Source organism: Pseudomonas sp. XS1P51 (assembly GCF_054897845.1).
The window spans coordinates 571,394-583,593 of record NZ_CM142707.1 but is presented as its reverse complement, the minus strand read 5'-3'; the positions used below and the strand labels follow the sequence as shown (position 1 = coordinate 583,593).

Here is a 12,200-nt window from a genome sequence, read left to right as displayed (position 1 = left end):
ATATCAACTGGATTTGACGCAGCGTTATGCCAGCACCGGATAGTCGATGTACCCTTTGGCGTCGCCGCCAAAAAAGCTGTTGCCGTCTGCCAGGTTGAGTTCGGCACGGCCACGCAAGCGAGCCGGCAAGTCGGGGTTGGCAATGAACGGGCGCCCAAAAGCGATGAGGTCGGCACGACCCTGCGCGATGGCCTGTTCGGCCGTTTCGCCGGTGTAACCACCCGCCAGCATCAGAACGCCGTGGAAGTCAGTACGCAGCTGTTTGATGATGGCGTCCCAGCGTGGATCGTTACTGTCGTCGAGCACTGTGCCGACCATCATCGGTTCTACCAGGTGCAGGTAAGCGAGATTCCAGTGATTGAGCCGGGATGCAATGTAGCCAAAGGTTTGTTCCGGGGTGTCATCGCCCATCCCCATGAATCGCCCCATCGGTGTCAGGCGCACAGCAACGCGTTCGGCACCTATTTCCGCGGTCACGGCGTCCACGACTTCAAGCAGTAGCCGCGCGCGGTTTTCGATACTTCCACCGTAGCGATCACTGCGCTGATTGCTGGCACTGTTGAGAAATTGGTCGAGCAGGTAGCCATTGCCCGCGTGGATTTCCACACCGTCCATACCGGCCAAAAGAGCATTGCGAGCGGCCTTGCGGTAGTCGGCAACGATCGCTTCAATGCCCGGAATGTCCAGTTCCTGAGGGACCGGAACATCACCCCAGGCGCCCTCGCCCTTTTCATTCAGGATGAAAGTCTTGCCGGGGACCGGCTGCGCTGTCGGTGCCACCGGCAGGCCGCCGTTGGGTTGAAATACCGGGTGTGACACCCTCCCCACGTGCCAGAGCTGCAGGAAAATGCGTCCGCCTTCTGCGTGCACGGCCTCGCTGACAGCTTTCCAACCCTGAACCTGCTCGTCGCTGTGAATACCGGGCGTCCAGGCGTAACCCTGACCCTGCTGCGAAATCTGAGTAGCCTCGCTGATGATCAACGCGGCACTGGCGCGCTGACGGTAGTACTCGACGTTCATCGATGTCGGTACGTTGCCAGGCTGGCCCGCCCGGGAGCGAGTCAGCGGGGCCATGGCGACGCGGTGATTGAGGGTGAATTGGCCGAGTTTGATTGGGCTGAACAAGTGATGAGTCATGATAATTTCCCGAATGGATATGGATTGAAAAAACGGCTTAAGTCGCTTGGCTTCGTCTTAGTACCTGGATCATTACTTCGGTGGGCTGAGCACCACTGATCACGTCGTCTGCGATCTGAATACTCGGTACCGAGCGCACGCCGGAGGCTTTGGTTTTGGCCTCGAGCTTCAAGACTTCAGCAGTGCCTTCATCGGTGTCGAGAAAGTCGACAATTGCCCCGCGGTCCAGCCCCGTTTCGGCAGCGATGTCGGCCAATACATTGAGGTCGCCGATATCCCGCCCCTCGCCGAAGTACGCCTTGAAAATGGCCTTGACCAGGAAGGAAGCGTCTCTACCCGCCTGTTGCTCTCGCCATACCAGCCGATGCCCTGCGAGCGTATTGGGGGTTTTTTCGACGCGTTCATAATCGAACGCCAGGCCGACAGCCTTACCGGCGTGGGTGACCTGTGCGTCCATGGCCTGGCTTCGCGCCCAGCTGCCGAACTTGCCAGAGCGATAGGCTTTACGATCCATACCCTGAACAGGCATGTCCGGGTTCAACTGATAAGGCAGGAAAGTAATTTGGCGGTCAGTTGAAAAACCCGAGGCGGCAAGAGCGCGTTCGAGATTTTCCTCACCGATCCAGCACCATGGGCAGATGAAGTCGTAAGTCACCTGAATATTGGATGAGTGCAAACTCATGACGGTCTCCGTGGTTGAATGTTTTCACACCCCCAAGGTAGGCGCCCGGCCCCCGTCAGAGAATCCATCTGCTGCACAACGTTGTTTTTCGCAAAACGCAAAGTGTAGTGGTCTAATGAAACCGGACACCCATTTAGGCGAGAATGCTCGCCAGATCGAGGTGTCAGATGACCAAACAACGTCGTGTCTTTTCCGCTGAATTCAAACGCGAGGCTGCCGACCTCGTGCTCAAGCAAAACTACAGTTTCATCGAAGCCAGTCGTTCACTCGGCGTCGGCGAATCGGCCTTGCGACGTTGGGTCGATCAAGTCCAGAAGGAACGCCAAGGTGTTACCCCGCAGAGCAAAGCGCTGACCCCAGAACAACAGAAAATCCAGGAACTGGAAGCTCGTATCGCTCGACTTGAGCGAGAGAAATCCATCCTAAAAAAGGCTACCGCGCTCTTGATGTCGGAAGATCACGAGCGTTCGCGCTGATTGACTAGCTGAGCGTCCACGAGCCGGTTGATTGGCTCGTTAGGGACGGCCCCATTCCTGGCTGCGTTGGCTACGTCACTTAGGCTTCTGGCGAGGCGCTGGACGGCTCTCGCGGCGGAGCTGAAAGAACTCGATGACATGCTGGAATCTCTGACTCAGCAGTACGCACATCGTCTTCGTAATCAATTCGGTGTGGGCCCCCAGTCGGCGGCAACCCTGATCTCTGTTGCCGGCGATAATCCTGAACGCCTGAAGAGCGAGTCAGCGCTCGCTGCGCTTTGCGGTGTCAGTCCGTTACCGGCGTCATCCGGAAAGACGGTTCGCCACCGCCTGAACCGTGGAGGGGATCGATCCGCCAACAATGCGTTGTGGACGATCGCCATGGTGCGTATGCGCAGTGATTCACGAACCAGAGCCTACGTAGCGCGTAGAACGGCTGAGGGACTGTCATCCAAGGAAATTCAAAGATGTTTGAAGCGCTACATCATTCGAGACTTGTACCCTCTGATTTTGGCCGATTTGAACGAATCGAGGCACGTCGGTTGACATAGGAGCGTCAATGCGCCGATGGAGCGTGTGTTCCGGAGTTTGAAAACCGAATGGATACTTATGCTTGATGACAGAAAGGGCAACGCATGAACATGTTTTATGATGTCTTTAAAATAGTATTCGGACGGGATAAATTATTGAATAGAGCGGCAAGAAACCTGACTTTTGGTATTGGCTCCGGATTTCTTTTTGATATGATACTGCAATTACTAATTATCCGATTTTTCTAGCATCAGTGACGACGGTTCAGTCTTCTTCACAAATCGCCGAACCACTCTCAACGCTTGGCGCAAACAGGAAAAACATCTGTCAGTAGTCTCTGTAACCAGTGAGGCTGGACCTTGGCGTTAAATAGCCGAGCGTAATCGGGGTGACTGAGGGGCGTATAACCAGCGCGCATATTTGCACGATATTGCTGAGGTGAAACGCCGATATATTTGCGGAACATTCGCGCCAATTGCTGGCCATCGAGCAAACCACCACGACGGGCGACTTTGTCCACCGGAAGATTGCTATCTATCAATGCCTGTCGAGCCATCTCCACCCGCAGCAGCAATAGAAAATAATAGGGTGGATAACCAACCTCAAGCTTGAACTGGCGACGAAAGTTTCGTTCACTCATGCTCAGGCTCCTTGCCGAAAGGCCCATGCTCAAATCTTGGTCCAAATGCCCCAACCACCAAACACAGACTCGATAAACAATGGAGTCAGCTCGCATTAATACTGCACTGAATGCTGCAAGATAACTAGACTCTTTAGGTTCTTTATATTTATGAACCTCCAGCACGTCGAGTATATTCTCAGAGAAATCTTCACGCAGCAAAAGCAGAGCCATGTCACTCGTATTAATGCACTCGCTCGTAGTGTAGAAAGGGCCATCTACTTGTAACCACCTACCCGGCTCAACTTTTACGGCCGGATAGCGCTTGCGAAGCGTAGCCGCCAATACGGAATGCGTCGTGACCTGTCGCTTGTTCAAAAGCCCTGCAGCGGCCAACCAGAACACCCCAGAACCTAACGCCACTATTCGTTCCACACGGGGACATATCTGCTGTAGCCAATTGAGTATTGATTGTGGCAGTACGGATACCGAAGCCAGCGACCCATGAGCAATAACCAACATGTCGATATCGGTCGATATATAAGTATTCACAGCCTGAGTTTCGAGCCTGACCAAAGGCGTAGAGGGTGAAACCAGCACCCCGCCATCCAGAGAGTAAACCGTTGCAGTATAATTAACTGCACGCCCACTCGCAGCAAGATGCTCGTTAAGCGAACATATACTCTCTAGAAGCTTTACGATATCGCCAACAAAACAACCGGAGTAGGCCAGGATAATCAAAGAGCGAGTACCAGTCTCAACTTTGGCGTCGACCGCAACTTGGCCAGATATAGTCACATTGTGTATCAAGCTCTTGTAGAGCATTCCATTAGCTCCCTATCACTCGGAACGACACATCCGAGGTACAATGACCAGAACGAATTCACGTTTGGCTTGATTACATACTTGCTTGAATCGATATTATTAGCACAGAAAAAACCAAGCAGCTATCGGTTAAAAAATTAACGCCTCAAACAATAGTCTCATCGTATTATTGGAGTCAAGCTAAAAAGCCACCCATAAAATAAGTACCGAAATCATACATTAGTATTAGCGAACGATACTTCTCAGCCGATGTCGAAGGCATGGACTCATAATCCATGCAACAAATATAAGAAAAATGCTATCACTTTCAACCAACTACCTTACATCTTACGCAAAAAAGAAAACCTTACGAATCAAGATACATTCAACTAAAATCTCGCCAACCATCAATAAATCCAACACCCTCCGCCTTGATCAAGAACTTAAGAAACTGGTGCCCCATGACTAATTTTATCTGAAGCCACTTTCCTGTCGCCCTGCCAATATTCATATGACGCCCTGATAAAAATGTCGTCTTGGCTATTTATGCAGCTATCATGGCCAATTATGCAGGAGTTTAAAGCCTCCTGAAAAAGCGCTTGCGGCTAACATGAGTGAGGACATTGGTCTCTCACCAAGTCCTCCTACTCCCTAGCGCCTTTCAGGAAAAACCATGCCCAGTAAACTTCTCAGCAAAGTCGTAACCGTTTCGGCGCTCGGTCTTGGCGCAATGCTTTCCCTAAATGCAAATGCGGCAACGGCGACGGCGAACATGACCGTAACCGCGGCTGTCGCCGCAGTCTGCACCGTGTCTACTCTTCCATTGGCTTTCACAGCGTACACAGGCACTGACGTTTCTAGCACATCGACCTTGACGGTCACCTGCACCAATGAAGCGCCCTATACCATCGGGCTGGGGGCTGGTGCAGGTGACGCTGCAACAACCAGCACTCGCTCTCTGACCAACAGTGCAGACTCCGTCGCCCTCAGCTACGGGCTTTATCAGGAACTTGCTCACTCCACCAATTGGGGAGAAGCCATCGGTACCGACACATTAGCGGGTGCTGGTACCGGAGTCGCACAGGCGATTCCAGTCTATGCCTTAATCCCGGCAGGCCAGACCTCCACAACTGTCGGCGATTACACCGACACTGTGCTCGTCACAGTTAACTATTGATAAGACGCCCAATGCCCACGACCGGACTTGTCACCTTGTGGTGGGCACTAATGCTCGCTGGTACATGCAGCCTCTCCTCACAAGCTTTTGCGCAAGCGTTGGAAATTGTACCGATCAGCCAACAATTGGCTCCCGGCCAACGCTCCGCCAGTTTCACCCTGACCAATCGGGCCGACAACGAATCGATCATCCAGATACGCAGCTTCGGCTGGAGCCAAAATACGCAAGGGGATGTTCTGCAAAAAACCGATCAACTCGTCATCAGCCCTCCATTCGCGCGCATCGCTCCCGGCCAATCGCAAACCGTGAGGGTAATGCTGCGTGAACACTCCGGTGAGGCCGAACGTGCCTACCGTCTTGTCTTCGACCAGCTTCCGGGAAAAATCAACGGCAAAGTCGAAATGACTCTACGATTGACGGTGCCTGTATTCGCCAAAGTGGTGGAAACGACCAAACCGGATTTACAGTGGCACATCGAATTACAGGCCGGTACTCCAACCTTGATCGTCGTCAATCACGGTCTGCAGCACGGCAAACTACTGGGTCTGGAACTGAGCGACGCCAATGGGCAAAAACTTAAATTGCTGAACCAGGGTTTGCCCTATGTCCTGGCCGGCGTCGAGCGACACTGGTCTATCTCGGACGCGCAGCAGCGACTGAGTATCGGCACCAAGGTGCGACTAAGAACCTCAGGCCCAGGAGGTCCTCATGAGCAATGGCTGGTCGTCGGCGCCAGCATGTGAATTCGGCACGGTTGTTGTGCTTGCTGTTGTGTCTAGTGGGACCGGTGACCACATGGCGTGCCCATGCGACGGATGCCGATGCAGGACTGTCGTCCGGCCGGCAAAGCCTATTGCTCGATGTGCTCATCAACGGCAATAGCCGCAAGAGTGTCCTGGAGTTCATCCAGGTTCAGGAAGCCATGCTTGCAAATGCCGGCGAGCTACGGAGTCTGGGCCTGATTCTTCCCGACAACAGCCAGCAAGGTCTGGTTGATCTGTCCAGCATTCCCGGTTGGTCCTATCAGTTGGATCTCCCCGGACAGAACATTCAGCTGCGGGTACCCAATAGCGATTTGGTCCCCCTCAGAATGATTCACGAAGGGCCCCGTCTCACCGACCTGCCGCCGCGAAGCGATCTTGGTGCAGTGCTCAATTATGACACCCAAGTCACCAGCTACAGCGGCAAGATCAGCTCGAGCACCCTGGCAGGCATGCGCTTCTTTGGCGATCATGGCGTGTTCGAGACCGGTGTCCTCCACAGCAGTAATCCTTATCGGACAAGCACCGTGCGCTTGAACAGTACTTACGCATATTCCGATGTAGTCAACTTGCGGACTTACAACGCTGGCGACTTCATTAACGGCGGTTTGCCCTGGACACGACCAGTGCGCATGGCGGGCGCGCAGATAACTACCAACTTCGGCCTGCGTCCGGATCTGGTGACATTCCCCCTGCCAGGCATAAGCGGAGAAGTCGCTGTCCCTTCATCTGTCGATGTCTTCGTCAACGGTTTGCACCAACTGACCAGCCAGGTCGAGTCCGGACCTTTTGAAGTTTCTCAGCTTCCGGTCAGCAACGGTGGCGGCGAAATTTCGATGGTAGTCAAGGACGCCAGTGGCCGCCAGATCAGTCAGACCATGCCTTTTTATGCCAGCACAGCGCTGTTGCAAACAGGACTGGATGCCCTGTCAGTGGAGGTGGGCTCAGTGCGTCGACACTATGCCAGCGAGTCGAATGATTACGTCGACAGCGCAGCATCCGTAAGTTATCGACGTGGCATGACCTCAAAACTGACACTGGAGAGTCACTTGGAGAGCACTTCCGGGTTGGTGATGGGAGGAATCGGCTCAAGCTTTTTAGTCGGTAATCTCGGCGTATTGTCTGCCACGGTAGCTGCCAGCGACCATGGAGGAAAATCAGGACTTCAGTATGGGTTGGGCTTCTCCCACTCTACACCCGGGTTCAATTATGGCTTGAGTATCTTGAAGGCTGACCAGCAATTTTCCGATATCGCCTCGGTCAACGACGACGCTATGCCCCGAACGACCCTGCGTGCAAATCTGGGCATTCCATTGCCCGGGATCGGCTCGTTCGGACTGGTCTATGCAAAAAAACTGGTCAACCTCTACGAACAATATGACTTCGACAATAGGTATATCGTCCAGTCAGAAAGCATCCACACCTCCACACTTTCGGCGACTTTTTCGACCCGTTTGCCTTGGCAGACTTTTGGCTTTGTCACGGCGTTTCATGATTTCGAAGGCGCCAGTGGTAATGGGCTATTCATCGGCATTTCCATTCCCATAGGACAACGGGCCATGGTCAGTGCCAGCAGCAGCGTCAGCGGCGGCAGTGCCTCTCAAACCCTTCTGGCTCAGCAGAGCGCCGTTCAACAAGGTGATGTTGGCTGGCGAGTCGCGCAACAAACCGGTGCCCAGAATCGCCGGAGCCTTGGCATGGAGTACAAGACGCCCTGGGCGCTGGTCGGCGCCGAAACCGAACAGGGCAACGATGGCGATGCCTTTCGTGCCACCGCACGGGGGGCCATCACGACAATGGGCGGGCATGTGTTCGCGTCCAACAGTGTCAACGATAGCTTCGCCATTGTGGACACAGACGGTCTGGCGGATGTGATGGTCTTGCAAGAGAACCGCCCTGTGGGTCGCACCAATGCTTCTGGAATATTGTTCGTCGAAGATCTACGCGCTTATGAAAGTAATCTCCTGACCATTGATGCCAATGATGTCCCCATGGACTCCTCGCTGGACAACGTCGAACGACGTGTACGACCGCGAGACCGGTCCGGCCTGGTGGTCAAGTTCCCGATCTCGCGCAGTTACGGTGCCACCCTGCGCCTCGTGGATGAACAACACCAACCGATAGCGCTAGGCAGTCAGGTCACTCTGAATCGCACTGGCGCACAAGGTGTTGTCGGTTATGACGGACTGACTTTTCTCGAGGGGCTGGGCGCACACAATGAACTGCTGGTCCAGCCTCCGGACAAGCCTTCATGCCACCTGGCATTTGAATACCAATCGCAGGCTGACAACATTCCCGAAATTGGTCCGCTGACCTGTTTAACCGGAGCCCGCCCATGAAGCCCTTCATCCTGTCCACGGTCATCGTGCTGTGCAGTCCTGCGGCCTATGCCTACAACTGCTCAATTGCAGTAACACCATTGAGTTTTGGCCTGGTTAAAGGCATCGCCGAACGGATCCAGCTGAGCACGGCCACCATCACCGTGATTTGCCAGAGCGATGCCAGCGCAGCGAGTGTCAGTTACCAGATCCTTCTCGAAGACGCCACTGGCAGCGCAGAACGCCAAATGACCTCGGCAACCGGCCAGACTCAGTATCAGCTCTATACCTCCAGCGCTTATCAGCAGGTGTGGGGAAGCGGTGATGGCGTCAGCAGCACGGTTTCCGACAGCTACAGCATTCCCGCCCATTCCAGCGCCTCGCGCACCTACACCATCTACGCGCGTATGCAACCTGGGCGACGCGATAGCCCTGGTCTCTATAGAGATATCAGTGGGATACGGTTGATCTACTGACTCATGCTTGATGTTTCGCTAACCCTTGGGTGGCCGTTGGGTGCAGGCGATACCATGCCATCCTAGAGGGCGCCTTGAAGGGAACGGTCAGCACGCGCATGCCTTGACGCACTTGAGCACGGTCGACGATGCCAACGGCCAATCCGCCCTCAATAGCAGTTTCAAGTGCGGTGACACCGGAGCTCAAGATGACTGCTCGTCAGCGTCGGGTTAGTTGGGTAAGTACTTAGACGGCCACACTTCGATAAGGACAGCCCTTACCGTCGTGGCTGGCCAACCAGACAGGTTGGTTTATCAGCATTTGCAGGCGGTTTCAGGAGAGTGTTTGGCCGATCAGAAAACCTGCAAAGGCAACGTCTTCAACCACAGCCGCGTCTCTTCGAAGGCCGCTGCAACGCGCAACAGTCGCGCCTCGCCAAACAGCGGAGCAATGATCCGCAAACCAACGGGCAGGCGCTGATGCTCCGTCCGGCAGGAAGGGATATATCGGCTGGTCGAGCGAATTGACCGACGAACAGCCAATCAAACCGTCTTAAAAAAGCCGGCCCGGTACGGGCTTTAGATTGGTCGAATTAACTGTCTGGGTGTGCCTACAAGCTCAGAGGCGCATCAGGTTGCCATCTGAATGCTCGATCAGACCTCGCAAGTTGTAATCCATTGCACGAACGCCTCGCAAGGCAACGGGGCCGAGAAGAAGTTGCCTTGGCCGACCTCGTAGCCTTGGGCCTTGAGAATGTCACGCTGGATAGCGTGTTCAATACCTTCAGCCACAACGTGCAAGGAAAGCCCCTTGCCGATACCGATGACCGATTCGCTTAAGGCGCGGCACGACGTATCGTGTTCCAGGTCATCAACAAAACTCTTGTCCAGCTTCAGCTCGCTGATTGGCAGGTGCCGCAAATACCCCAGGCTGGAATAGCCTGTACCAAAGTCGTCGATGGCCAGTCGCACACCCAAGGCATGCAGATCCCGGATGGTTTTCTCGGCCCCCAGACTATTGCAAAGCAATACACCTTCGGTCACTTCTACGCACAAGTCGGCGGGTTGCAAGCCGCAGCGTTGCAGTTGTTGGTCGATCAGCCCTCCCAGGTTCAGATTGTGAAAGTTAATCGGCGACAGATTGATCGACATGGACGGGATCAGCAAACCTTGTTGACGCCACTCGCTGAGCTGCTCACAAGCCTCCCGCAACACCCATTGGCTCAGGTCATTTATCAGCCCGCACTCCTCGGCAAGGGGGATGAATTGTATGGGCGAGATATTGCCCAGTGTAGGATGCTCCCAACGCGCCAGCGCCTCGACACCGACCAGACGCCCATTGTTCAGATCGACTTGTGGTTGATAGTGCAGTTTCAGACCATTGTTGGTCAGGGCATTACGCAGCGCCGTTTCCAGCATCAATCGCCCTTGAGCGATCCTGTTCATCTCTTCAAGAAAGAAACTGAAACTACCGCGCTCCGCCCGTTTAGCCTGGTACATGGCAATGTCGGCGCGATGCAACAGGCTCTCCATGTCTTGACCATCGCCCGGGAACAGGCTGATGCCAATGCTGGCCGAAACGACGACGGAGGTGCCCGCAATCGTCGTCGGACTGCTCAAGGTCATCATCAGCCGTTCAAGAAAGATCGTGACTTGTGTCGCGTTCATCCGTGGCAGTACCAACACGAATTCATCACCGGATAAACGCCCAACAAAGTCAGACTCTCGAAGCACACTGCGTAGCCGTTGCGCCATGACTCGCAGTAACTCGTCTCCTGACGCGTGCCCCAAGGCGTCGTTGACTTGCTTGAATCGATCCAGATCGACAAACAGTACGGCAAGCTCAGCCTCCTCTCGAGCCATTTCGAGAATGCTCCGCTGTGCTTGGGCAAGCAGAAAATTCCGATTAGGCAAGCCGGTCAACGCATCATAAAAGGCCATTTTCCGAATGGATTGACGCGCCTCTTCCCACTCAAGCGCCAACATGCACAAGTGCGTGCCCGCCGTCACCAAATGCGCATGCAGGGGATCAGGCCCGCGACTTTCCCTGAAATAGAGCGCAAAGGTAGCTGCAATCCGTCCTGAACTGTTGCGCACCGGTATGGACCAACACGCCCGTAAACCTGACTGTTTTGCCAGCGACTTGTACTCGGCCCAGAGCGGATCATTATTGATGTCCATCACCAGAACCGGCTCGCCCCTATAGGCAGCGGTACCGCAGGAGCCCGCGACAGGGCCAATGGATAACCCCTCGATGGCCCTGGAGTAATCCGTCGGCAAGCCCGGGCTGGCCAGGGGATGTAGAACCCCCTCCTGGTCCACGCTAAGGATCGAGACAATGACTTCGGGGGCGATACGTTCAATCTCGTGGCACATCAGCGTTAACACGCTCTCCAGAGAATCCTCTTTTAACAGTCCACCGATGACCTTTTCCTGCAAGACCTCATGCAGCTTTGATTGGGTAATGTCGGTCAACACAATCACAATGTTGTCGATCTGCCCTTGCGCATCAAACACGGGCGTCGAGGATACATGCACCCATAACCGTTGACCGTTACGCTTGCTGATCAGTGCGCTGACCTCATGGGGCTGGCCACAGAGGATTTTTTCCAGCCCTGGCTCCGCAGGCGCTTGTGCATGAACATCCGAGACAAAGAACATCAGCGGTGATTGCCCTATCACCTCTTCACGGGGATAACCGAGCAATCGAATGAGCCCATCATTGACATAGATAAGCTGTGCATTAGCGTCGACGATACAGGTCGCCGAACTGGTGACATTGACCGCCATCGACAGCAGCCGGTGCTCAATGTCTTTCAAGCGCAATTGCGTTACATCTTTGAGGAAGGCTGCGTACAGGATTCGGTCCTGCAAGGTGATTTTCGAGATGGACATTGCGCCCCAACGCTCCTCGCCATCCTTGCGCACGATTCGGACATCTCGGCTAACCCCCACAATCTTGTTGATCCCGGTCTCCCGGTTAGCACTGATATATCCATCATGATGAGCGCGCAAGGCGTGTGGAACCAGGGAGCTGACGTTATTACCCAGCACCTCGATGCGAGGACAGCCCCAAAAGCTCTCGGCAGCGGCATTGAAAAACACCACGCTGTTGTGATCATCAATGATCACCACCGCATCGATAGCCTGCTCCAGCGTTTGTACGAAAAAGTCTTCCGCCTCTTCGCCACTCGTCAGCCCGACTCTTGCGTTCATTGTTGCCACTTTATCCATGCAACC

General features: G+C 54.4%; 9 protein-coding genes and 1 pseudogene. 6 read left to right on the top strand and 4 right to left on the bottom strand.

All coding sequences use genetic code 11. The features are described 5' to 3' along the window. Nucleotides 1–24: 24 nt before the first annotated feature. Nucleotides 25–1,137, bottom strand: a complete 1,113-nt coding sequence (locus ACYZUD_RS02795) for an alkene reductase (RefSeq protein ID WP_462022496.1) — start codon at nt 1,135–1,137, stop codon at nt 25–27. Nucleotides 1,138–1,174: 37 nt separating this feature from the next. Beyond that, the gene (locus ACYZUD_RS02790) at nt 1,175–1,819 is read right to left on the bottom strand and encodes a DsbA family oxidoreductase (protein ID WP_462022495.1); all 645 of its coding nucleotides are present in this window, start codon (nt 1,817–1,819) and stop codon (nt 1,175–1,177) included. A gap of 167 nt (nt 1,820–1,986) precedes the next feature. Here ACYZUD_RS02790 and ACYZUD_RS02785 point away from each other — a divergent pair. After that, nucleotides 1,987–2,300 (top strand): annotated as a pseudogene (locus ACYZUD_RS02785) (transposase); the annotation flags it as partial. A 133-nt stretch (nt 2,301–2,433) separates the two neighbouring features. Beyond that, nucleotides 2,434–2,841: a transposase gene (locus tag ACYZUD_RS02780; RefSeq protein WP_462022494.1), complete on the top strand. Its 408-nt coding sequence runs from the start codon at nt 2,434–2,436 to the stop codon at nt 2,839–2,841. 280 nt (nt 2,842–3,121) lie between these two features. On the opposite strand, the gene ACYZUD_RS02775 is transcribed toward ACYZUD_RS02780, so the two are convergent. Then, a complete protein-coding gene (locus ACYZUD_RS02775) occupies nt 3,122–4,270 on the bottom strand; it encodes a GlxA family transcriptional regulator (protein WP_462022493.1) in 1,149 nt (382 codons plus the stop codon). 652 nt (nt 4,271–4,922) lie between these two features. Here ACYZUD_RS02775 and ACYZUD_RS02770 point away from each other — a divergent pair. From ACYZUD_RS02770 to ACYZUD_RS02755, 4 genes are read left to right on the top strand one after another with little or no spacing between them, the layout of a single operon-like run. Further along, the gene (locus tag ACYZUD_RS02770) at nt 4,923–5,426 is read left to right on the top strand and encodes a Csu type fimbrial protein (RefSeq protein WP_462022492.1); all 504 of its coding nucleotides are present in this window, start codon (nt 4,923–4,925) and stop codon (nt 5,424–5,426) included. 50 nt (nt 5,427–5,476) lie between these two features. Then, complete coding sequence (locus ACYZUD_RS02765) at nt 5,477–6,169, top strand: fimbrial biogenesis chaperone (protein ID WP_462022491.1); 693 nt, start codon at nt 5,477–5,479, stop codon at nt 6,167–6,169. Continuing rightward, on the top strand, nt 6,142–8,526 hold the full coding sequence (locus tag ACYZUD_RS02760; protein ID WP_462022490.1) for a fimbria/pilus outer membrane usher protein: 2,385 nt from the start codon (nt 6,142–6,144) through the stop codon (nt 8,524–8,526). Before ACYZUD_RS02765 ends, ACYZUD_RS02760 begins: the two co-directional genes overlap by 28 nt. Next, nucleotides 8,523–8,981, top strand: coding sequence for a Csu type fimbrial protein (locus tag ACYZUD_RS02755; protein ID WP_462022489.1), 459 nt, complete (start codon nt 8,523–8,525; stop codon nt 8,979–8,981). The genes ACYZUD_RS02760 and ACYZUD_RS02755 overlap by 4 nt, the downstream gene beginning before the upstream one ends. Before the next feature lie 633 nt (nt 8,982–9,614). On the opposite strand, the gene ACYZUD_RS02750 is transcribed toward ACYZUD_RS02755, so the two are convergent. Continuing rightward, nucleotides 9,615–12,194: an EAL domain-containing protein gene (locus tag ACYZUD_RS02750; protein ID WP_462022488.1), complete on the bottom strand. Its 2,580-nt coding sequence runs from the start codon at nt 12,192–12,194 to the stop codon at nt 9,615–9,617. Nucleotides 12,195–12,200 lie beyond the last annotated feature (6 nt).